The sequence below is a fragment of the Pseudoduganella sp. GW821-FHT11H04 genome (genome assembly GCF_058807935.1).
Genome location: NZ_JBXARE010000003.1, coordinates 639225 through 662597, shown reverse-complemented (window position 1 = coordinate 662597; position 23373 = coordinate 639225). Strand labels below are relative to the sequence as shown.

Annotated in this window: 16 protein-coding genes; 6 read left to right on the top strand and 10 right to left on the bottom strand. The window is 62.4% G+C overall.

Annotation, left to right across the window (positions count from 1 at the left end):
* The first annotated feature begins 15 nt into the window (after positions 1–15).
* From AC1RTP_RS10140 to AC1RTP_RS10125, 4 genes are read left to right on the top strand one after another with little or no spacing between them, the layout of a single operon-like run.
* Positions 16–789 carry an SDR family oxidoreductase gene (locus AC1RTP_RS10140; RefSeq protein ID WP_498607112.1) on the top strand — a complete coding sequence of 258 codons (774 nt, stop codon included), beginning with the start codon at positions 16–18 and terminating at the stop codon, positions 787–789.
* A gap of 22 nt (positions 790–811) precedes the next feature.
* Positions 812–1210 carry a dihydroneopterin aldolase gene (locus AC1RTP_RS10135; protein ID WP_498607110.1) on the top strand — a complete coding sequence of 133 codons (399 nt, stop codon included), beginning with the start codon at positions 812–814 and terminating at the stop codon, positions 1208–1210.
* A complete protein-coding gene (gene ttcA, locus AC1RTP_RS10130) occupies positions 1207–2109 on the top strand; it encodes a tRNA 2-thiocytidine(32) synthetase TtcA (protein WP_498607108.1) in 903 nt (300 codons plus the stop codon). Before AC1RTP_RS10135 ends, ttcA begins: the two co-directional genes overlap by 4 nt.
* 55 nt (positions 2110–2164) lie before the next feature.
* Positions 2165–3346 (top strand): hypothetical protein, encoded by a 1182-nt coding sequence (locus AC1RTP_RS10125; protein WP_498607106.1) that lies wholly within the window; start codon positions 2165–2167, stop codon positions 3344–3346.
* Here AC1RTP_RS10125 and AC1RTP_RS10120 read toward each other — a convergent pair.
* From AC1RTP_RS10120 to hppD, 6 genes are all read right to left on the bottom strand, one after another.
* Positions 3327–5654, bottom strand: a complete 2328-nt coding sequence (locus AC1RTP_RS10120; protein ID WP_498607104.1) for a GH92 family glycosyl hydrolase — start codon at positions 5652–5654, stop codon at positions 3327–3329. The two genes, AC1RTP_RS10125 and AC1RTP_RS10120, sit on opposite strands and share 20 nt — an antisense overlap.
* Entirely contained in the window at positions 5654–7987 is a 2334-nt protein-coding gene (locus tag AC1RTP_RS10115; protein WP_498607102.1) for a GH92 family glycosyl hydrolase, read from the bottom strand. The genes AC1RTP_RS10120 and AC1RTP_RS10115 overlap by 1 nt, the downstream gene beginning before the upstream one ends.
* Before the next feature lie 90 nt (positions 7988–8077).
* Positions 8078–9832, bottom strand: coding sequence for a M14 family metallopeptidase (locus AC1RTP_RS10110; RefSeq protein ID WP_498607100.1), 1755 nt, complete (start codon positions 9830–9832; stop codon positions 8078–8080).
* Positions 9833–9881: 49 nt separating this feature from the next.
* Complete coding sequence (locus tag AC1RTP_RS10105) at positions 9882–13649, bottom strand: M48 family metallopeptidase (RefSeq protein ID WP_498607098.1); 3768 nt, start codon at positions 13647–13649, stop codon at positions 9882–9884.
* Between the two features lie 128 nt (positions 13650–13777).
* Positions 13778–17326 carry an indolepyruvate ferredoxin oxidoreductase family protein gene (locus tag AC1RTP_RS10100; RefSeq protein WP_498607096.1) on the bottom strand — a complete coding sequence of 1183 codons (3549 nt, stop codon included), beginning with the start codon at positions 17324–17326 and terminating at the stop codon, positions 13778–13780.
* 174 nt (positions 17327–17500) lie between these two features.
* Positions 17501–18628, bottom strand: a complete 1128-nt coding sequence (gene hppD / locus AC1RTP_RS10095; RefSeq protein ID WP_498607094.1) for a 4-hydroxyphenylpyruvate dioxygenase — start codon at positions 18626–18628, stop codon at positions 17501–17503.
* Between the two features lie 127 nt (positions 18629–18755).
* Between hppD and AC1RTP_RS10090 the strand changes: the two genes are divergently transcribed.
* Both AC1RTP_RS10090 and AC1RTP_RS10085 read left to right on the top strand, forming a co-directional pair.
* Positions 18756–19277, top strand: coding sequence for an Lrp/AsnC family transcriptional regulator (locus AC1RTP_RS10090; RefSeq protein ID WP_028103119.1), 522 nt, complete (start codon positions 18756–18758; stop codon positions 19275–19277).
* Between the two features lie 2 nt (positions 19278–19279).
* The gene (locus tag AC1RTP_RS10085) at positions 19280–20059 is read left to right on the top strand and encodes a hypothetical protein (RefSeq protein ID WP_498607092.1); all 780 of its coding nucleotides are present in this window, start codon (positions 19280–19282) and stop codon (positions 20057–20059) included.
* A 1-nt stretch (position 20060) separates the two neighbouring features.
* Here AC1RTP_RS10085 and AC1RTP_RS10080 read toward each other — a convergent pair whose 3' ends face one another.
* Genes AC1RTP_RS10080 through AC1RTP_RS10065 form a run of 4 tightly spaced genes read right to left on the bottom strand, consistent with a single transcriptional unit; the run spans position 20061 to position 23367 of the window.
* Positions 20061–20849, bottom strand: coding sequence for a substrate-binding periplasmic protein (locus tag AC1RTP_RS10080; protein WP_498607090.1), 789 nt, complete (start codon positions 20847–20849; stop codon positions 20061–20063).
* Between the two features lie 13 nt (positions 20850–20862).
* Complete coding sequence (locus tag AC1RTP_RS10075; RefSeq protein WP_498607089.1) at positions 20863–21540, bottom strand: GNAT family N-acetyltransferase; 678 nt, start codon at positions 21538–21540, stop codon at positions 20863–20865.
* Positions 21541–21550: 10 nt separating this feature from the next.
* Positions 21551–22642, bottom strand: coding sequence for a tRNA nucleotidyltransferase/poly(A) polymerase-related protein (locus AC1RTP_RS10070; protein ID WP_498607163.1), 1092 nt, complete (start codon positions 22640–22642; stop codon positions 21551–21553).
* 5 nt (positions 22643–22647) lie between these two features.
* Positions 22648–23367 carry a glutathione S-transferase family protein gene (locus AC1RTP_RS10065; protein ID WP_498607087.1) on the bottom strand — a complete coding sequence of 240 codons (720 nt, stop codon included), beginning with the start codon at positions 23365–23367 and terminating at the stop codon, positions 22648–22650.
* Positions 23368–23373 lie beyond the last annotated feature (6 nt).

Genomic DNA, 23373 nt, shown 5'->3' with positions numbered 1-23373 from the left:
TTGCGCATATTGACTATGACTACTTCTGAAGAAAAACCGCGCGTGGCCCTGGTGACCGGCGCCGGCCGCCGACTGGGACGCGAGATCGCGCTCGGCCTGGCGCGCGCCGGCTGGGATATCGCCGTCCACTACCGCAACTCGCACGACGAAGCACGTGAAGTGGCGCGGGAAATCGCCGCCCTCGGCCGCCGCGCCGTCACGCTGCAATGCGAACTGTCCGACGAGGAAGCCGTGGGCGGCCTGCTGCCGCAGGCGATCGCCGCACTGGACCGCGTGGACTGCGTGGTCAACAACGCCTCCCTGTTCGATTACGACAGCGACCTGAATTTCACGCAGGCCCGGCTCGACGCCCATATGCACGCCAACGTGGCAGCGCCGGTCCAGCTGGCGCGCGCCCTGTACGACGCCACGCCGGAAGGCGGCCAGGCCGTCGTTGTGAACCTGCTGGACCAGAAGCTTTATAATCTCAACCCTGATTTCCTGTCCTACACCCTGTCCAAGGCGGCGCTGGCAGCGGCCAATACCATGCTGGCCCAGTCGCTGGCGCCCAAGGTCCGGGTGGTAGGCGTGGCGCCCGGCATCACGATGGTGTCCGGTGACCAGAGCGAGGAAGGCTTCGAGAAAGCGCATACCCAGACGCCGCTGGGTCGCTCCAGCACTCCCGAGGATATTGCCAACGCCGTGGTGTATGCGGCGGGCGCGCGTGCGATGACCGGCACTACCCTGCTGGTCGATGGCGGCCAGCACTTGCTGCCATCGCCGCGCGACGTGATGTTCCTGGCTAAATAAATACTTTTGAAAGATTAGCACCATGCTGTCCGCCCTGATTCACCCGCAACTGCAAGACTGCCGCCGGCTGTTCCTGCGCAACTATGAAGTGCTGATCAACATCGGCGTGCACGATTTCGAGAAGAAAGGCGAGCAGCGCGTACTGATCAACGTTGACCTGTACATTCCGCTGTCCGTGTCGACCCCGAAGGCCGACGAGCTGCACGAAGTGGTCGACTACGACTTCATGCGCGAGACCATCGCGCGCCGCATGGCGGAAGGCCACGTGCACCTGCAGGAAACCCTGGTGGACGACGTGGTGCAGGCCATGCTGGCCCACCCGAGCGTGCGCGCGGCGCGCGTGTCGACCATGAAGCCTGACGTCTACCCGGATTGCGAAGGCGTGGGCGTGGAAGTCTTCCGTATCAAGGACGCAGAATGAACGCAGTAGTGGACACCAAGGCCGAGGACAAAGTCGCCTACGAAAACAACAAGCTGCACAAGCGCCTGTGCCGCCTGGTGGGCCAGGCCATCGGCGACTTCAATATGATCGAAGACGGCGACAAGGTGATGGTCTGCCTGTCCGGCGGCAAAGACTCCTACGCCCTGCTCGATATTTTGATGACGCTGCGCGAACGCGCACCGATCAACTTCGAGATCGTCGCGGTCAACCTGGACCAGAAGCAGCCGAACTTCCCGGCCGACATACTTCCGGCTTACCTGGAAAAGCTGGGCGTGCCGTTCCATATCGAGAACCAGGACACCTACTCGATCGTGAAGCGCCTGATCCCGGAAGGCAAAACCACCTGCTCCCTGTGCTCGCGCCTGCGCCGCGGCATCCTGTACCGCGTGGCCGATGAATTGGGCTGCAACAAGATCGCCCTCGGCCACCACCGCGACGACATCCTCGAGACCTTCTTCCTGAATATGTTCTTCGGCGGGAAGATCAAAGGCATGCCGGCCAAGCTGGTGTCCGACGACGGCAAGCATATGGTGATCCGCCCGCTGGCCTATGTGAAGGAAGAAGACACCGAGCGCTATGCCGCGGTGAAGAACTTCCCGATCATCCCGTGCGACCTGTGCGGCTCGCAGGAAAACCTGCAGCGCAAGCAGATCAAGGCCATGCTGCGCGAATGGGAGAAGAAGCACCCGGGCCGCGTGGAGAGCACCTTCTCCGCCCTGTCTACCGTGATTCCTTCGCACCTGATGGACCGCGAGCTGTTCGGCTTCACCGACCTCAAGACCGACGGCATCGCCAACCCGCTGGGCGACATCGCCTTCGATGAGGAGCCATGCTCCACGCCAGCTCCTACGACGATCCCTCTCGTCAATTTGCAATAAAAGCAACTCCTCCGGTTAGAATAGGTCCCTTCATGAACATTGAAGGGACCTCCCGATGCGTCGTTTCCTTGGCCTTTGCGCCGTCTTGCTGATGTTGTGCGCTGCTCCGCTTGTGCATGCGGAGGAACAGCCTGGGCTTGCCGTGGCGGTGGACGTGCACCATGTGGCGAAAGACCTGTGGCGCGTGGATTACCGGTTTGCGCAGCCTGTTACGGCGGTCAAGCTTCATTCCATCGGCAAGTTCCGGCAACAGGAGTGGAAGGTGCTCACGCCCGGCATGGGCATGACATCCGACGAGGACTCCGATGTCATTGCGGCCAAGGGCAAGCCGTTCAAGACGGCCAGCGTGCAGATCAAGACTTTCGATGGCTGGTCGCCGAAGGAGTATGTCTCGTTCAACCGCTTTGGCGATGGCGGGACGACGGTCTACCTCGGCCACTTGCAGGGCGACGTCGAGCAAGGCAAAAAGACACGCTCCATGCACACCGATATCAAGCTGTTTGGCCTGGCGCAGGAGAACCTGATCGCTCCGCCGGCCAACCGCCTGGAACCAGGTTCAGCGCGTGGCTATGCCTACTTTGGTCCGGCGCAGGCTGTCCCTGCCGGCGCGGTAAAAGTTCTGATCGATCCACGAACCCCGCAGTGGCTGCGCGAAACGATTCTCGATGTCGGCGCGAAGGTCTCCGCCTATTACGAAAAGGCCTATCAGCGGCAGCTAAAGGACGAACTGCTGATATTGATTTCGGTGGACAACTTTGAGTCGTCGGGCTTTTCGATGAAGGGAGGCGCCATTTTGGGCCAGGGCCAGGTTTCCTACCGGCTGGAAGGCAAGCAGGTGCTGCTCGACCATCCGAAACTGCGTGAGATGGCGGCCCACAACGTTGCACACGAGATGGCGCACGTTTGGCAGTTGGCGGTCGCCCGGGGTGGCATGGGTGAGCAGGATCCGTGGATCCATGAGGGCGGTGCGGAGGCCATGGCCCTCGATGCCCTGCTCCAGACGGGCGTTTATGGCGAAGAGTCGGTGAAGGCCTACCGCGCGAAACAGCTTGCGACCTGCGAGAAGCTCAACAACACAGTCGATACCTATGATGGCATTTATGCCTGCGGCCTTGTGCGCTTCGATAAGCTGAGCGTCGGCATCGTCCCGCTTTGGCGCTCCATGATGGAGGCGACCGAAGCGACGGGCGCTGCCTATTCCCAGCAAATGATTGACACTATCGTTTCGGCGAAGTAGCCGCCGCTTCGGCGCGCGAGAACGAGTACGGGGCATCGGCCGCAGCGGTGCCGCGCTGCTGGTTCGGTTGCGCCGACATCTCCACATCAAAGGTCGCGCCGCGCAGCATTTCGTCGTGGCCCAGCCAATTGCGTTGCATGGCGCGGCCATTGAGTTTGGCTGAGCGGATGTAGCGCTTGTCGGCGCCGTTGCCCGGCGCGTTGATGCGCAGCTGCTTGCCGTTCTCCAGGTGCACGGTGGCGTGCTGGAATAGCGGCGCGCCCACCACGTACTGGCCGACAGCCGGCGTCACCGGATAAAAGCCCAGCGCCGAGAACACATACCAGGCCGAGGTCTGGCCATTGTCTTCATCGCCGCAGTAGCCGTCCGGCGTCGCCTTGTACATGCGGTTCAGCGTTTCGCGGATCCAGTACTGCGACTTCCACGGCGCGCCTGCGTAGTTGTACAGGTAGAGCATGTGCTGGATAGGCTGGTTGCCATGCGCGTACTGGCCCATGTTCGCCACCTGCATTTCGCGGATCTCGTGGATCACCGAGCCGTAATAGCTGTCGTCGAAGGTCGGCGGGGTGCTCATCACCGAATCCAGCTTGTCGACGAAGGCGGTGCGGCCGCCCATCAGGTTCACGAGGCCGTCGATGTCGTGGAAAACGGACCAGGTGTAGTGCAGGCTATTCCCTTCAGTGAAGGCGTCACCCCATTTGACCGGATTGAATGGCGTCTGGAAGCTGCCGTCCTTGTTACGGCCGCGCATCAGGCGCGTCTCCGGATCGAACAGCTTCTTGTAATTCATGGCGCGCTGGGCGTAGATGCCGATTTCCGATTCCGGTTTGCCGAGCGCTTTGCCCAGCTGGTAAATCGCAAAGTCGTCGTAGGCATACTCCAGCGTACGGGCGGCGTTCTCGTTGATTTTGACGTCGTAAGGCACGTAGCCAAGTTCGTTGTAGTACTTAACGCCGGCGCGGCCGACGGCCGACATCGGGCCTTCGTTATTGGCGCCTTTTTTGAGCGCTTCCCACAGGGTTTCGATGTCGGGACCACGGCTGCCCTTGATCCATGCATCGGCGACAACGGAGGCGGAGTTATTGCCCACCATGATGTCGGCATAGCCCGGGCTGGACCACTCGGGCAGCCAGCCGCCTTCGCGATAGGCGTTGGCCAGGCCGGCCTGCATTTCGCGGTTGATCGATGGGTAGACCAGGTTCAGGAACGGGTACAGGGCGCGGAAGGTATCCCAGAATCCGGTACCGCCGTACAGGAAGCCAGGCAGCACCTTGCCGTTGTATGGGCTCCAGTGCACCGGCTGGCCGGCTGCATCCACTTCGTAAAGCTTGTTCGGGAACTGCACCATGCGGTACAAGCTGGAATAGAAGGTGCGCATCTGGTCGATGGTGCCGCCCTCCACTTCCACTTTTGACAATGCGTTGTTCCAGGCGGCTTTAGCGCGGGCGCGGGTGGTGTCGAAATCATCCTTCGCCAGTTCGCGCTGCAGGTTCAATTCAGCCTGCTCCTGGCTGATGAAGGAGGATGCGACCTTCATGTGCACCTGTTCGCCGCGCTTGGTTTTGAAGCCGACGATGGCGCCACTGTGCTCGCTTTGCATTTCCAGCTCACCTTCAACCAGCTCCTTGCCGCGCCACACATCGGTGGAGGTGAATGGCTTGTCGAACACCATGACGAAGTGCAGGCGGAAAGAAGATGGCAGCGGGCCGCGCGCGTAACGCGTGCTGTAACCGATCACCTTGCGCTGCTCGGGAATGATCTTGATGTAGGAGCCTTTGTCGAAAGCATCCACCACCACGTAGCTCTTGTCCGATTCCGGGAAAGTGAAACGGAATTGCGCGGCGCGTTCGGTCGGCGTCAGTTCGGCGGTCACGTCGGCATCGGCCAGGTACACGCTATAGTAGTAAGGCTTGGACGTTTCGGCCTTATGCGAAAACCAGCTGGCGCGGTCGTCTTCCGTGAAGCGCTTGGCGCCGGTGACCGGCATGACCGAGAACTGGCCGTAGTCGTTCATCCAAGGCGAAGGCTGGTGCGTCTGCTTCAGGCCGCGCATCTTGTCGGCGTCGTACTGGTAGGCCCAGCCATTGCCCATCTTGCCGGTTTGCGGGGTCCACAGATTCATGCCCCACGGGACGGTCACCGCCGGGTAGGTATTCCCGTTCGACATTTCTGGCTTGCTGGCGGTGCCCATGAGCGGGTTGACCCACTCCACCGGGTCGCTGACTTTTCCGACGAATTGCGCGGACGCCAGCGGCATGGCCGCGGCCATGACGAGCGCCAGGCTGGCGCGGAAGATGGTGTCACTCATTATTGATACCCCGTTTGGCTATATGGACGGGCGCTGCGTTCGCGGCCCCACTCTTTGTTCGGCGTGGCCTGCATGCGGAACGTCAGTTCGCCGCCGGCCATGATGTCTTCGTGGCGCAGGAAGCTGCGCGCCAGCGGCTTGCCGTTCAGCGTGACGCTGCCGACGTAGGCATTGGCGGCGCCCAGGCCCTCGGCGCGGATAGTGAAGCGCTTCCCGTTCGGCAGGTTCATTACGGCCTTCTCCACGAAAGGACGTCCGATCACGTATTCATTGCTGCCCGGCGCCACCGGGTAAAAGCCCAGCGCGGTGAAGGTCAGCCACGCCGACATCTGTCCCAGGTCGTCGTTGCCTGCCAGGCCGTCCGGCTTGTCGTGGTACTGGCTGGCGACAATCTGCGCCAGGCGCGCCTGCGTCTTCCACGGCGCACCGGCGTAGTTGTACAGGTAAGCCACATGATGCGAAGGCTCGTTGCCGTGGGCGTAGTGGCCGATCAGGCCGGAGATGTCTTCCATGTGGGCATAAACGTTCTCGTCGACCTTGGCGTCGAAGACCTGGTCGATCTTCGACTGCAGGCCGGCGTCGCCGCCCAGCATGCTGACCAGGCCCGCGTTATCGTGCGGCATATACCAGGAATACTGCCAGGCGCTGCCCTCGGTGTAATCGCTGCCGAAATTGGACTGCACCGGGTTGAACGGCTCGCGGAATTCGCCGGTCGATTTACGGGCGCGCACAAAGCCGGTCTTGGTATCGAACACATTGCGGTAGTTCTGCGCGCGCTTGTAAAAGCGCGCCGCGATTTCCTTCTTGCCCATCTTCTCCGCCATGCGGGCGATGGTCCAGTCGTCGAAGGCGTACTCCACGGTCTTGGAGGCGGCTTCTGGCTCCAGGTCGATCGGCACATAGCCCAGCTTCATGTAGTGCTCAAGCCCGCCATATGGGCCGTATTCGGCGCTGGCGACCATGGCGGCCAGCGCCTCGTCGGCGTTGATGCCCTTGATGCCCTTCATGTAGGCGTCGGCGATCACCGGCACGGCGTGGTAGCCGATCATGCACCAGGTTTCCAGGCCGTGGAAAGCCCATACCGGCAGGATGCCGTAAGGGCTGTGCTGGCGCGAGGCGACAAGCGAGTTCACGAAGTCGGCGTTGCGCTGCTCCGGCTGCACCAGCGTCAGCAGCGGGTGCAGGGCGCGGTAGGTGTCCCACAGCGAATACGTCGAGTGATAGCGGAAGCCGTTGGCCTGGTGCACCTGGTTGTCCGGGCCGCGGTATTTGCCGTCGCGGTCCATGAACAGGCTTGGCGCCAGCATGGCGTGGTACAGGCTCGTATAGACCATGGTGCGCATATCGGCCGGCGCTTCGATTGCCACCGCGGACAGCGCATCGTTCCAAGCAGCGCTCGCGCGCTGGCGTTCAGCGTCGAAATCCCATCCCGGCATTTCTTCGAGGTTGGCCAAGGCGCCGTCTTCGCTGACGGCGGACAGGGCGACCTTCACCAGTAAGCTGCCATCCGCCGGCTTGCCGAAGTCCAGCGCGGCCACCAGGGCCTTGCCTTCCACCTGTGCCTTGTCGGCGGCCGACTTGCCCGGGCCGGCGAAGCCCTTGTACTCAACGCCCTCTTCGCGGTTAAGCAGCACGCGGCCAGCCATCGGATGCGAGAACTTCATCGCGAAGTAGACCTGACGGCCTGGCGCCCAGCCGCGCGTGACACGCATGCCGGTGATGGTGCTGTTGTCGCGCACACGCATGGAGGACCACAGGTTCTTGCCGCCGTAGTCGTAGATGCTCTGGCGCAGGTCGAGAATGACCTTGGCGTCCGCGCCCTTGGCGTAGCGGTAGCGGTGCAGGCCAACGCGCTCGCTGGCGGTCAGTTCGACATTGACGTCGTGGTCCTGCAGGCGCACCGCGTAATAACCCGGCTCCGCGCGCTCGTCTTCGTGGCGGAAGCGGGAGCGGTAGCCGCTGAAGGGCCGCTCGGGGTAGCCTGGTTCCAGCTTGGTTTCGCCGGAATATGGCATCAGCAGGATATCGCCCAGGTCGGAGTGGCCGGCGCCGGAAAAGTGGGTGTGGGAGAAGCCGAGGATGGATGTGTCCTCGTAGCGGTAGCCTGCCGCCCAGGGATAGCTTTGGCGGAAATGGCGCACCTGGGTATCCGGGCTCAGCTGCACCATGCCGAATGGCCTGGTGGCGCCGGGGAAAGTGTGGCCGTCGCCGCCGGTGCCGATAAACACGTTGACGGCGGCGGCTGGGGTGCCGGGGGACGCCGCCAGCGCTATATTGCCGGAAGCGGCCAGCAGCGCGCCTGTGCACAGCGCCACGAAAGGTCGAATACCCATGGTGTCTCCTTTTATAGTGCTGCTTTTATAGCGCTACTGCATTTTCCCCCGCAATCGAAAACCGCTAAAACACCCCTAATTTAGGTCTGTTTAGTAAACAACACTGCTGCGGTAGACCGGATACAGGTTGTGGCGCTCGTCCCACGTCGGGTGGCGGCGGGCGAAGAAGTCCAGGCGCGCACGGGGGTTCTTCGCGAAGGCCGGGTCGTTCTCCAGCTTTGCCTTGAAGGCCGCTGCCAGCGCCGGATCGGCGGCCAGCATCTCGCGCGCCGCTTCTTCGGCCACGTACTCCTCCATGTACTCCTTGCGTTCCAGATAATTATTGAAGAAGCCCCAGGCCGCCAGCGAGTCGGCACCGGCCGGCTCCAGCATGGTCATAACGAGGCGCGATTTTGCCTGGGCGATCGGCACAAACAGGGCGCCCTTGCCGACTTCGCGCAGCTCCGGTTTCCACGCGCCCTTCCACGTGGCCAACTGGTGGCCTTCGAAGGAATTGGCGGTCAGCTTGGCTTCATCGGCGCGGAAGGTTTCCACCGCAACCTTGCCCGGCGCAGTTTTGAGAACCTTGTAACTGATGCCGTGCACCTTCAGTTTCGGCTCGACCAGCGAAGCTTGCGCGGCCGGCACCAAGTAGCCGCCAGCAGGGGCGATGGCCACCATGTCCGGCACCACTTCGTCACGCAGCGGGACGGTCCATTTCTGCGGCTTACTTTCGTCGTACCTGGTCCACGTGCCGCCCGATACGTCGGATGGGGTGCGCGTGTATTCGTAGCCAGGGAAGTCGATCATGGTGCTGCGCTCGGTGGTCTTGTAGCTGAGCGCCATATTTTCCAGCCTGGCAGCGCGTGCGTCGGCTTCGGCTACGGCATTGGCCCAGGCAGCGCCGTGCAGCGCGAACTGGTCCATCAGCGAGACGATGGTGTTGCGCGTGACCTTTACGCGGTGCGGGTAATCGCGCCAAGAGTGCGTCTCGACCAGCATGGCGAAGCGGTTACGCAGCGGGAAGTAGCCGGTCGAGAAACGCGGCGTGGACATGCTGTCGACGAAACCGGAATCCGGCTGGTCGGTCTTGTCGAAGGAAATGTAGAAGTGGCGCGGGTCGGAGCCCTGCTTGCGCAAGTCGGCCATCACGTTTTCGCGCAAGTCCTTGCCCAGCGCCAGCAGCGCTGCATCGCCGCCATGCACCGGCTCCACCTGGATCGACACGTCCGGCTGGAACTTGGCGCCGTCGGTCACGTGCAGGTCGATGTAGGCCAGCGGGTCCCACTCGTTGACCAGCTTGAGCATGGCCTGCATTTCCGGCGCATCGGCCTTCACATAGTCGCGATTGAGGTTGTAGTTCTGCGCGGTGACGCGCCAGCCCATTTCCACCGGGCCGCGCTGGTTGGGACGGTTGTTTTTGCCGAAGCGCTCGTGGCCGTCGACGTTGAAGACGGGGACGAAGAGCACGACCTGCCTGTCCAGCGCGCCGGCGGCGGCCTTGCCATCGAGCGCTTCGCGCAACGCCCAGAAGCCGGCGTCCTTGCCGTCGATTTCACCGGCGTGGATGCCGCCTTGCACCAGCAGCACCGGCAGTTTGCGCTGCTTCGCCGCTGCAGCGGTCAACGCGCCTGTGCGCGACGCCGCCAGCGCCAGCATCGGGCGGCCTTCCGGCGTTTCACCGAAAGTAAAACAGCGCACGGCTTTCGGATACGACTTCTGGTAGTCGGCGCACAGGCGCTGCACTTCATCATAGCGGCCGGTGGCGTGGTAGCCGGAGCGTTCGGCGACAGTGGTGAGATCGGGCGCAGCATGCGCCAGAGGGAATGCGGCAAGAAGAGAAAGCAGTACAGCAGGACGAATCATCTCAATGCTCCGGCGGTTGTTGGAAAACGCCGGAGCATTATAGTGCGCTTCAGGAACGCAGGTATGGGCGCTCGCCGACGAACAGCATCAGGCGCGCAGTCTTGCGCCAACGGGCCGGCGCAGAGGGTCCGGCCACCACCACTCCAGCGCTGTAAGCCAGGATGCGGACCTCCATCTGGATTGCGCCCAGCTCCTGGTCTGCTTCCATGTATTTGCCGGCTTTGGCGGCTTCCAGGAAGCGGCGCAGCTTTGGTGCGTATTCGCGCAGCGCCGTGGCGTTGGCCCAATAAGGCTCGGCATTTCGGCCATAGCGCATTGCCAGTGCGCTCATGATCAGGGTGTCCGGATTGCTCCCGTCGGCCATAGGCTGGTCCAGCGCGGCCTGTACCTGGGTGGCAGTGGCGCCATCCGATGCCGCAACCAGCAAGCGCATGCGCGCTGCCTTCGCTGGGTCAGCCCGCGATGCATCCAGCGCCTTGTTCAAGTCACCGTGCGCAAGGGCGGTAAACGGGCTTTCAGGGTCGCTTTCCATTTGCACCAGCGCGAGGGCACGTGAACCATGGCGCTGGGAGCGCGACTTCACTTCGCCATCCACCATACGCCGCACGCGCTCGAGCTCCACCTCCAGTTCCTCGTTCTCATACGGCAGCTTGCCCTGCACCTTGCGCAGCGGTTCCAGCGATTCTTCCCAGGCGCCGATGTCCATCAGTTTGTGGGCTTGCAGGAACGTCAGCCATGGATTGTTCGGGAAGCGCACGATTGCAGCGGCGATTTCCTCTTTGCTGGCGCTCTTATTGCAGCGCAGGGCCAGGTAGAGGCGGTCGCCGTCATCGGGACGGGCTTTCGACCGCTCGTTCGCCGCCGCGCAAATTTCCGGCGATTCGTTCGCAAAGCGCTGCTCCATGCGGCGCAGCTGCACATGTTCAGGATTATCCTTCAGGCGCTGCGCCAAAGCATCGCCAGCGCCATTTTCGAATGCGATCCCTAGCCATTCCGCGGTCGCTGGCAGTTCGAGCTTGTCCCATTGCGCATGGTTAAACAGCATGGCTTTGCGCTGAGCTTCGTCCTTGACATTACTCCACATCGATTGCGGGTCCAGGCCCGCTGCGGCCACAAGCACCTTGCGCCAGCTCTTCGTCTTGCTGCTCACCGACTGTGGCGGCTCCTGGAAGATGACGTCGGCATCGTTCTGGAACCAGCGCGGCGCGCCGAGCAACGTACTCTGCTCGTCGCCACCCTTGCCGCCGTAGTGGACGACGTAACTGGCCATGACAGTACCGCTGCCAACGTTGTAAATCGACTGGCCATCGCCGTCTTCCCCGCTGAAGCTTTCCAGCAGGCGGCCATCCGGCAAGTGCGCTTCAACCTTATGCCTGGTCTCCAGGCTGGCATCGATCCTGGTGTCATGGCCTGGTTCAACGGTTTTGGAGTTGCCATCGATCGTCACGCGCACAGGAGTAGCAAGGCCGTTGTAAACGATAACGGTCGACGAGCCGAGCGAGACGCCCATGCCCAGCACGCTCACCACGATGCCGCTGGCGACGGCCAGGCGTGCACCGCCGGCCAGCCAGCCATCCGCGCGCTGGAAGCGCGCCCACCAGTCCAGGGAAGTTTGCAGCTTGCGCTCTCCGCCATGCAGCAGCACGGTGTAGTCGCGCGGGACCTGGCACGGTTCAGGCGCAGCGGCAATGGCCTGGCCGCTGCGCGCATGGCTTGCGAGCAGGGTTTCGCACACCAGCAATTGTTCGAGCGCCGCGGCACGCAGGGCGCCCAGCCAGCCAGTGGTGTGGGACGTCCAGCTTGCAACGCCCTGCAGCCAGTCGTTGATGTTCTCGCGCGTGACCGGAGGCAGGGTGAATTTCTGCAGCGTGACCTGCCAGCTTTCGGTCATCTCCAGGCGTTCCATCAGTTGCGGATCGAGCTGCACCGAACCATTGCCGCGATAGACTTCGTCCAGCACCACGTACAGGGCGCCGCAATCGTCGATCAGTCGGCGGATATTCGATTCGCTCTGGTGCGCTACGGCCGTGACGACGGCGCGGGTGTTCAAGACCAGTTCCCAGGCGTCGCGCAAGTTGGCGGCCGTGTGTTCAGCGTAATGCAGGACGTCGAGCAGGCTATCCAGGTAAGCCGGCCAGCCTTCGCCCAGTTTCTGCGCCGCCGTGTAATGCCAGGCGCGGACGCTAGCGTCATGTCGGCGCAGCTTCTCTTCCAGATGGTCGATACGTTCATCTGTTTTCTGCATCGCAGCCGGCAGCTGGTTCAACTTGTATTCTTCGCCGCCCAGTTGCACGCGGTTGCCCTGCACTTTGGTATGGCCTTTGATCAGTGCCGACAGCTGCGCATGCTCCTCCTGCAATTGGCGCAGCTGGCGCACATCGTCCTTCAGCGAGACAGGGTAAAGCGCGTTGGCTTCGACGGCAGGCTGCGCATCGCGGGAAGCGCGCAGCTCCGCGGCTTTGGCGGCATGGCGCGTCAGCGAACGGCCAAAGTACACGCCGCAGTAACGGCTTTGGAAATGTTCGCGGCGGTATTCCTTGGCCAGTCGCTTCAGGCTTTCTTCCAGTTCGACCGGCTCGGCCTTGCCGTCCTGCCCTTCCAGCAAATGGGCGGTCATGCGTTGGCGCAGGCCGGCGGCATCGTCGAACAGCGACCACGCGCTGGACTGGTCGATGACGGCAGGCAAGTAGCGGCGCTTGGCGTTTTCCTCGCGCTCATGGTTTTGCGGGTGGGTTTGCCACATGCGCGGCGGCTGGCCCAGTTCCACCTTGAAGACGCGGTGCTGTTCCGGTAGCTGCTCCGGCAGCGGCGGCACCTTGCCGTAGAACGGATCGTCCAGGATGCCTGCCATGCGCGCCGTGATGTGGTTTTGCACTGCAAAGGCGTCGCTTGTCGCGCGACCAGAGCCATGTTCGCCAAACACGAAGCCGACAGTGCGCTCCCAGGCGTCGTCCGCCGCGCCGAGGCGATGCAGCGCGTGCACCAGCGCGTCGCTGCCGGTCAGGGAAACCGCTACCAGGTCAGCCTGCATTTCCATCTCGCGCGACAGGGCCCTTTGCATCAGCACCACCAAGCGGAAGGCTTGCTCCACCAGGGAGCGCAACGACCAGACGATAAGCTGCACCACCCAAACCGCCAGGCGCAGGCGAATATCGACATTGCCAACGCGTTCGATGAATTCGTCCAGCGCATCGCGGCGCGCCACCATCTCCTGCACCACTTGCTGCGCCACATAGGCCCAGCGGCCTACCGCCATCGAGCGCTGCGCGAAGTGGCCGAATTCGTGGGCCAGCACGGCACGCAGCTCGCCCAGCGGCAAGGCGTTCACCAGCGGCAGCCCGATTTCCAGGTTTTTCTTGGATGGGAAAATGAGGTTCAGCAGCGACAGGTCGTAAAACACCGCCGCATTCACGCGGTTCGACAGGAACACGCGGTGCGGGCGCGGCGCGCCGGCCGTATCCGCAAGGGCCATCAGGTAATCGAACAGGCGAGGTTGTTCTTCCCGCTTGACTTCGACCATGCCGGGCGACATGGAGTTGCGCACGGCGAAAATTGCCTTCAGCATGACCACCGCCAGCAGCACGGCGATGATGGCGGTACACCAATTGACCAGGGCATTACCACCATGCAGGGTGGCCTGGATCATGTGCCATGCACTGTACAGTAACCAGCCGGCGAGGCCGAAGTACAGCAGGACAAAGACCAGTAGACCGGCCACGGCCAGGCGGGCGCTGCGCCGGTACCCGGCAGTTGGACGGGTCAGTTCAGCCAGTAATGCGGGCTGGTTCGGAATGGCGGTTTCGATGATGAACTCCATAGAATTATTGCATGCAACGATTCTATGGAGTAACTATTTGCTTGTAAATATAGTAATCATAATTTACAACAAGGCAGCGTATAAAAAAGCCGGGGACTTGCCCCGGCTTTTTACGCAAGCACTAAAACTCAGGCTGCGTGTGTTGCGACAGCCGGTTTGCTGAATTCAGCCAGCAGCGATGCTTCTTTCTGCTTGGCTGCCTTCAGGTGGCGCTCCTTCACGTGGCCATAGCCGCGGATGTCTTCTGGAATACGCGCGATCGCCGCGGCGGTTGCCACGTTATCGGCAGTCAGCTTGCCCAGCAGGCCTTCCACGGTCTTGCGGTATTCGCCGATCAGGGCGCGTTCCATCTTGCGCTCCGCGGTGTAGCCGAAGACGTCGAGGGCGGTGCCGCGCAGGCCTTTGAACTTGGCCAGCACGCCGAAGGCTTTCATCATCCATGGACCGAATTCCTGCTTGACCAGGTGGCCTTCCTTGTCCTTCTTCGCCAGCAGCGGAGGGGCCAGGTGGAATTTCACCTTGTAGTCGCCTTCAAACATGTTTTCAATCTTGGCGCGGAAGGCCTTGTCGCTGTGCAAGCGTGCCACTTCGTACTCGTCCTTGTAGGCCATCAGCTTGTAGAAGTAGCGGGCTACCGCTTCGGTCAGCTTCTTGCCGCCGACCTTGTCTTCCGCGGCCTGCACTTGCGCCACGAAGTCGCTGTACTGCTTGGCGTACGCGGCGTTCTGGTAGGCGGTCAGCAGTTCCACGCGCTTGGCGATCACTTCTTCCAGCGACTGGCTGCGCTTGAATTCGATCACGGTTGCAGGGGTCGCCAGCTTGGCGACGGCTGCGGTGTCGTGCGCGCAGTAACGGCCCCAGTTGAAGGCTGCCTTGTTGAACGGCACGGATACGCCATTCAGTTCGATCGCCTTCATCAGCGAAGCTTCCGACAACGGCACGTGGCCTTTCTGGAAGGAGTAGCCCAGCATGAACATATTGGTGGCAATCGAATCGCCCATCAGCGAGGTCGCGATCTTGCCTGCATCGACGAAGTCCACATTGGACTCGCCGCAGGCGCGCTTGATCTCGGCCTGCGAAGAAGTGCCTGGGAATTGCCAGTCAGGGTTCTTCACGAAAGCTGCGGTGGTAGCGCCGGTCGAGTTGATGGCTGCGTAAGTGCGGCCTTCGCCCATGCGCGACAGCGCGTCTTTCGATGCGGTCACGATCTGGTCGCAGCCGATCACCAGGTCGGCGCTGCCGGTACCTACGCGGGTCGAATGCAGGTCGGCCTGCTTGTCGGCCAGGCGTACGTGCGACATCACAGGGCCGCCCTTCTGGGCCAGGCCGGACATGTCCAGCACGATGGCGCCCTTGCCTTCAACGTGGGCAGCCACGGCCAGGATCTGGCCAACGGTCACCACGCCGGTGCCGCCGATACCGGTGATCAGGATGCCGTATGGGTTCTCGGTCGAAGGCAGTGCAGGTGCTGGCAGGGCTGGCACTTCACCGCCGCCGGCTGCTGCGGCTTTCTTCGGCTTTTTCAGGCCGCCGCCTTCCACCGTCACGAAGGACGGGCAGAAGCCGTTCACGCAGGAGAAGTCCTTGTTGCAGCTGGACTGGTTGATCTGGCGCTTGCGGCCCAGTTCAGTTTCCAGCGGCTCCACGGACAGGCAGTTGGACTGCACGGAGCAGTCGCCGCAGCCTTCGCACACGGCTTCGTTGATCACGGCGCGCTTGGCCGGGTCAGGGAACTCGCCTTTCTTGCGGCGGCGACGCTTCTCGGAAGCGCAGGTCTGGTCGTAAATCATGGCCGACACGCCCGGCTTGTCGCGCAGTTCGCGCTGCACGTCCATCAGCTCGGAGCGGTGACGCACGGTGACGCCTGGCGCCCAGTTGTAATCGTCCGGATATTTTTCAGGTTCGTCGGTGACCACGATGATCGGGGTCACGCCTTCCGCGGCGATCTGGCGCGAAATCATGCCTGGATCCAGCGGGCCGTCCACGTTCTGGCCGCCGGTCATTGCCACGGCGTCGTTGTACAGGATCTTGTAGGTGATGTTCACCTTCGCCGCAACCGCCGCGCGGATCGCCAGGATGCCCGAGTGGAAGTAGGTACCGTCGCCCAGGTTGGTGAAGACGTGCTTCTCGTTGGTGAACGGCGCCTGGCCGACCCAGGTCACGCCTTCCGCGCCCATATGGGTGAAGGTGGACGTTTCGCGGTCCATCCACAGCACCATGTAGTGGCAGCCGATACCTGCCATCGCGCGCGAACCTTCCGGCACCTTGGTCGATGAGTTGTGCGGGCAGCCGGAGCAGAAGTAAGGGATACGGTCGGTTTCCGGGTTAGCCTTGGCCGGCAGGTTTTTCAGCGCGGCTTCTTTGGCTTCCAGGAAGGCGATACGCTCCTTCACGCGTGCCGCTACCGGATGGTCCTTGCAATAGTGCTCGATACGGGAAGCGATGGCGCGTGCGATCTGGGCTGGGTTCAGCTCATAGGTCGCGGGCAGCAGCCAGTCGCCGTGGCCGGTTTTGCCCTTGTTGCTCCACTCGCCGGTGTCGTCGAACTTGCCGACCACGCGCGGGCGTTCGCCGTCCGGCAGGTTGTACAGCTCTTCCTTCAGCGCGTATTCCAGGATCTGGCGCTTTTCTTCCACGACCAGGATCTCGTCCAGGCCCTTGGCGAATTCGTGCACGCCGTCCGCTTCCAACGGCCAGGTCATGCCAATCTTGTACAGGCGGATGCCGATATCGGCAGCGGCTTGTTCGTCGATGCCCAGGTCGGCCAGCGCCTGGCGGGTGTCCAGGTAGGACTTGCCGGCGGTGATGATGCCGATCTTCGGCTTCGGCGCATCCCAGATGATCTTGTTCAGCTTATTGGCGCGGCAGTAGGCCAGCGCGGCGTACCACTTGTAGCTGTTCATGCGGACTTCCATGTCCAGCACGGTGTCCGGCCAGCGGATATTCAGGCCGCCGGCCGGCAGCTCGAAGTCGTCCGGCATCTGGATCTGCACGCGGTCAGGGTCGAAATCAACCACGGCGCCCGACTCGATAATGTCGGTCACGCACTTCATCGACACCCACAGGCCGGTGTAGCGGCTCATGGCCCAGGCGTGCAGGCCGTAGTCGATGTATTCCTGCACCGAAGCCGGGTACAGCACCGGAATGCCGCAGGCGTTCAGGATGTGGTCCGACTGGTGGGCGGTGGAGGACGATTTTGCAGCATGGTCGTCGCCGGCCAGCACCAGCACGCCGCCGTGCTTGGAGGAGCCGGCGTTGTTGGCGTGCTTGAAGACGTCGCCGCAGCGGTCAACGCCTGGGCCTTTGCCGTACCACATGGAGAACACGCCGTCGTACTTGGCGTCTTCGAACAGGTTGGTTTGCTGGGTGCCCCAGACGGCGGTCGCCGCCAGGTCTTCGTTCATGCCAGGGTGGAACTTGACATGGTGCGCGTCGAGGTGCTTCTTGGCCTTCATCGCCGTCATGTCGACCGAGGTGACTGGCGAACCGCGGTAGCCGGTGATGTAGCCGGCGGTATTCAGGCCGGCTTTCAGGTCGCGCTCACGCTGCAGCATAGGCAGGCGGATCAGGGCTTGCGTGCCGGTCATGAAGGCGCGGCCGCGCTCCAGGGTCCACTTGTCGTCGAGGGTGATGTCGTGCGCGGGCGATAGCTCGCCGCTCTTGACGGGTGCGTTCATCAGGTGTGTCTCCAAAAACTTTTCAAAAATTTAGAACGGCGCCCTGTCTTAAGTGCGGGGCTGCCGGAATTCTTTAAACCCGGTAAACCTGGGTACGACCCAAGGGTCGGACCCTGTCTGCGCGGCTTGCAGTGGCTGGATCTGACCCTTGGGTCTGACCCCGCCTTACTGGGTTCAGGCGGCCGACTTCGAAGGATCGTCCAGCACGCCGCGGCGGATCTGGTCCAGCTCAATCGATTCGAACAGCGCGCGGAAGTTGCCTTCGCCGAAGCCCTGGTCGCCCTTGCGCTGGATGATCTCGAAGAAGATCGGGCCAATCACGTTCTGGGTGAAGATCTGCAGCAGCAGTTCGCGTTCGGATTCGTTCGAGTGGCCGTCGATCAGGATGCGCAGGCGGCGCAGTTCCTCAACGTTCTCGCCATGGTTCGGCAGGCGGCGGTTCACCAGCTCATAGTAGGTCTCGATCGTGTCCTGGAACACGATGCCCTGGTCGCGCAGGCCCTGCACCGAATCGTAAATACGGTCGGTCCCCAGCGCGATGTGCTGGATGCCTTCGCCGTGGTACTCGTTCAGGTACTCGGCGATCTGCGACTTGTCGTCCGACGATTCATTGATCGGGATACGGATCTTGCCGCAAGGCGAAGTCATGGCCTTCGACTTCAGGCCGGTCAGCTTGCCTTCGATGTCGAAATAGCGCACTTCGCGGAAGTTGAACAGGCGCTCGTAGAAGTCAGCCCATTCCTTCATGCGGCCACGGTGCACATTATGGGTCAGGTGGTCGATATAGGTCAGGCCATTGCCGACCGGGTTGGCTTCGGCGCCTTCAATGGCCACGAAGTCCGCGTCGTAAATGGAGATATCGCCAATCGCGCCGGTCGGCTTGCCGTCGGCCGAATTCTTGCCGCGCCAGCGGTCGACTAAATACAGCAGGGAGTCGCCCACGCCTTTGATGGCAGGGATATTCAGCTCCATCGGACCGGTTTTGTTGTCAAAACCCCACGCACCAAGTTCCAGCGCGCGCTTGTATGCGAAGGCCGCATCGTCCACGCGGATCGCGATGGCGCACACGGAAGGACCGTGCTGGCGGGCGAAGCGCTGGGCGAAGGAATCCTGCTCGGCGTTGATGATGAAGTTGATATCGCCCTGGCGGTACAGCGTCACATCCTTGTGGCGGTGACGGGCGATAGCGGTGAAGCCCATGTTTTCGAACAGCTTGCCCAGGGCTTTTGGATCGGGTGCCGCGAACTCGACGAACTCGAAGCCGTCGGTGCGCATTGGGTTTTCCCAGGGGGTGAATTTCATGGTGCGTCTCCCATTTAGAATTGCGCACAGTATAGTCTTCACCCTGCGACATTAAATTGCAAATATTTCCCAGTGGCGACCGGATTGAGCAATAATATTGCCAGAACCAAGAACATATGAGGAATTTATGACTAAGATTGCGCTGGATAAAACGGATCGCAAGATTTTGTCCATTTTGCAAACCGATGGGCGCCTGTCCAATCAGGATGTCGCAGAGCAAGTCAACCTCTCCCCCTCCCCCTGCCTGCGCCGCATCAAGCGCCTGGAAGAGGAAGGCGTGATCCGCCAGTACGTGGCGCTGCTGGACCCGGACAAAATCGGCCTGGGCCTGCTGGCCTATGTGAACGTGCGCCTGGAAAAGCACAGCGACGCGGCGGCCCATAGCAACGCACGCGCCCTGGGCGTGAACCCGACCGGCACCTCGCCGCGCGCCGATTTCGCGGTGGCGGTCGAACAATGGCCGGAAGTCGTGGCCTGCTACGCCATGACCGGCGAAATGGATTACCTGCTGCGTGTGCACGTGGAAGACATGGACCACTTCTCGCGCTTCATGATGGCGACGCTGCTGCGCCACCCGGCGGTGCTGGACGTGAAGTCCTCCTTCGCCCTGCAGCGCATCAAAGACACCACCGCCCTGCCGCTGGTGTAATCATGAGCCGCCTTTTTTCCCTATTGCTTGCGGCACTGTGCGGCATGGCGGCCCTGCCGGCCGGCGCCCACGATTTCGAGCCCTACCTGCAGGCCAGCAAGACCCTGCAGGCCATGCGGGAGTTGCCGCGCCTGAAGGATCCGATCGGTCCGGCCCTTCTGGATATCCTCGGCGACAGCGCAACCTTCCTGGACAAACATCCTTTTACTTCGGCTGATATGGCGCCGTTGATGGAAGTCTGCGGCGTTGCCAACCGCATCGGCGTGTCCTACATGCTGCACGGGCTTGATAAAAGCATGGCGGGCATCGACAAAAACGACGTGCAGGCTGCGGCGCGCGCCATGCAGGCGGTGGCGATGCGCAACGTCTTCGAGTACCAGGACGAATTGGCCCTCGTCATGCCCTTCACCCTGCGCTGCCAGGCCAGGATGGCGCCGTTGCTGGAGGACTTCCTGCGTACGCTGCCGCCGGAAGAATTCACCGACATCCGCAAGGGCGGCGTGCGACAGGTCCAGAATGGCGCGTTCAGCGCCTATTCCGGTTATCTCACCATGATTACCGGCAGCGGCATCAAGGACGCCAACCTGCGGCGCATGTCCGGCACGATGGCGGAAGTGGCGCCGGCCTACGCATCCATCATGCAGTTGGCGCAGCGCCGCCAGCTGCGCCAACTTGCGGCTGCGACGAAAGCAAAAGTGCCTGCGGCGTTTGCCGCTGACCTGGACAAGGTGATCCAGGCCATGGACAGCAGCAATTGCAACAATATGTGTTCCGTGCAGTGAATTATTCGTGTTCGTGCTGGCGCACCAGTGACTGTTCCAGCCGCTGGTAGTCGGCCGTAGCGCGCACCTTGGCGATGGCGCTCCACATCGCCTCGAAACGCTTGGGGTCCTTGTCGTAGGATTTGCGGCCCGCCATCAGGTGGAAGTCGAAGCTGGCAAAGGGTAACTTTGCCAGCACCACACGGCCCTGGTAGCGCGGGTCTTCTCTCAGCAGGTTTTCCGCCTCGCGCCCCATCAATACGGCCACGTCGGCGCTGCCCGCGGCCAGCAGGCGCAGACCATCTTCCGCCGACTTGGGCGTATCGATAACCTTCTGTCCCATCGCCTGCAGCATGTCCACAATGTAGTAGCCGCGCTGCGCCACCACCAATTTGCGTGGATTGACCAGGGTTTTGCCATCCCAGCTTGCGCCGCTGTCTACGCGCAGGTAAAGGTCGACATGGTCGCGGTACATGGAGCGCTCAGGATCCTGGGTACCGTCCGGCTTGCGCGGCGGGACGCTGTAGACGCGGCGGCGCGGATTGTCCGAGGGGCCGACCATGGCGTCCATCACGCCGGTGCGGGTCTCTTCCTCGCAGCGGCGCCAGGGGCGGGCAATGAAGTTGACCTGCTCTCCGGCCAGCTTGGCGGCACGCTTCAGCAACTCGATATTCAGGCCGCTGCCGTCGGGCATGGTCCACGGTGCCTGGGGGATGTCTTCGTAACAGAAATTCAGAGGCGCGCCCCAAGCCGGCGCCTGGGCGGCGGCAATTGTCACAGCCAGAATTATGCTGCGCAGGGCGAACGGCATGAATGCCTCCTCTTTATTCGTCCAATTTTACGCCAGGAATCTTGTCGAGGAGTTTGGTGGCTGCGCGAACGTTGGCTTTTAGCGCGTAATCGAGCGAGGCAAGCTGCTCTTCCATCGCTTCCTGCAGCACGCTGGCCGGGTCGGCGGGGCCGAGCTTGAGGTAGGCGTCCGCTTCGCCGTAGTCGCGATGGATGGCCATGCCGGCCTTCTTGGCGATGTGCATCATGGTCGCGTTGGAAGACAGGCAGTGCATGTACAGGGTATCGACGTCGTTGTTGCGGCAGGCGATATTGGCGCGTTCAAACAGCTTCGAACCGATGCCCAGCCCGCGCGCGGACTTGGAGACGGAGACGCCGAATTCAGCCACCTGGTCCTTTTCCGTGGCCTTGTGCTTGTCGGCGTCGCGGTCGGCAAAGGCAAGGTGGCCGACTGCCACCAGCTTGAACATGCGGTTGTAGACGCCGAACACCAGGTCGCGGTCGAAGTCGATACCGCCCACGTAGCGCGTAATCTGTTCGTCGTTGACCGGGCTGCCGAAGCGCAGCAGGCGATCGCGCTGCTCCAGCGTGAGGAAGTGCTTCAGCATGCGGCGCCGGTCACGCTCGCGCAATTCCTTGACCGGCACGGTCGGCCGGTCCTTGCCGCCGAACAGGCCGCGCAGGGGATTGCGGAAGAAGTTAAGGCTCGTCATCGTGCACCTCCTAAACGCCAAGCACCTCATGCACCGCTTGCACGCGGGCTGCGCGTACCAGCTCGGGAATCTTTTGCGGCTGGTCCGACGAACGCTGGGCGATCTCGCCGGCGTTCACTGCGCGCGCGGCGTCGAGCGCCTTGGCCAACAGCTCGCGCTGCGGAGACAATGCGGCGCCGGCGCATTCGGCGGCGGCCACCATCTGCGCGAAGCGGGCGGGCTTGCGGTAGCCATCGCTGCGCTCGAACAGGCTGACCAGGGCAGCGGCGTCCAGCTCCAGCGCCCTTTCAACACTGGCGCGCTCGCGTGCCGTCATCACCGCCAGGTCGCGGCATTCGGCCGGCACTTTCAGGCGCTTGCTGGCTTGCTCGACTTGCGGCACTTGCAGCGCGAGCGTCAATGCGGCGAAACGCACGGGCAGTTCGGCGCCCTGCGCGGCGGAGCGGTCAACCACCGGCTCCACGGCCAGGCCGTCGCCGATTTCCGGAATGATGTGCGACAGCGCACTGCATTCGCGCAGCACTTGCAGCATGCGCGAAGGCTTTTGCTCCATCAGGCCGCGCGCGATTTCCTGCCAGACGCGTTCAGGCACCAGGGCATCGACTTCGCCCTCTTCCACCATGCGCTGCATCAGCGCATTGGTTTCGCGTGCGACGCGGAAATCCGGGAATCGCGAGGCGAAGCGCGCTACGCGCAGGATGCGCACCGGGTCTTCGGCGAAAGCGTCGGACACGTGGCGGAAAATGCGGTCCTTGATATCCTGCCGGCCCTTGTAAGGGTCGACCAGCGTGCCATCATCGCCGCGCGCGATGGCGTTGATGGTCAGGTCGCGCCGCACCAGGTCTTCTTCCAGGGTGACGTCGCTGGAGGTGTGGAACACGAAGCCCTTGTAGCCAGGCGCCGTTTTGCGTTCGGTGCGCGCCAGGGCATATTCTTCCTGCGTTTTCGGGTGCAGGAAAACCGGGAAATCCTTGCCCACGGGGCGGAAGCCGGCCTTCACCATTTCTTCCGGCGTGGCGCCTACCACCACATGGTCATGGTCTTTGACGGGCAAGCCAAGCAATTCATCGCGCACCGCGCCGCCAACCACGTAAGTCTTCATCACCATCAGTCGTCCGGCATCTCCGCGTCGTGCAATGGCGCGGTTTCGGTTTCGGCCAGGGCGCCCGCGATCCAGGCGTCGACGGCCGGATGATTGCGCATGCGCTCACAGTAAGCGGCCAGCGCTGGCGGCAGCACCACGCCGTAGGTCTTGAAGCGGCAGACGACGGGCGCAAAGAAGGCATCGGCAATCGAGAACTCGCCGAACAGGAAATCGTTATGGCCGAAGCGGCTCAGGCACTCTTCCCACATTTCGCTGATGCGGCCGATGTCGGCCTGGGTGGCCGGCGTGCGGCCCTTGCCCGGATAGCTGCCCTTGATATTCATCGACATGGTGGTGCGCAAGCTGCCGAAGGAGCTGTGCATCTCGGCGCACACCGAGCGCGCCAGTGCGCGTGCAGCGACGTCGCGCGGCCACATTGGCTTGTCGGGGAATTGTTCGGCCAGGTATTCGCAGATTGCAAGGCTGTCCCAGATCGCCAGTTCGCCGGCCAGCAGCACCGGCACACGGCCGCTTGCGCTGTACTTGGCGATATTGTTCGAGGTGTCAGGCTGGTCCAGCAGAACGCGCACTTCGGTGAAGGGGATATTGAAGGCTTTCATCGCCACCCAAGGACGCATCGACCACGATGAATAGTTCTTGTTGCCGATGATGAGAGTCAGGCCCGGTTCGCGCGCAGCGGCCAGGGTTTCGGCAAGTTTCGGGTCGAGTTCTGTGGTCTGCATGGTTCT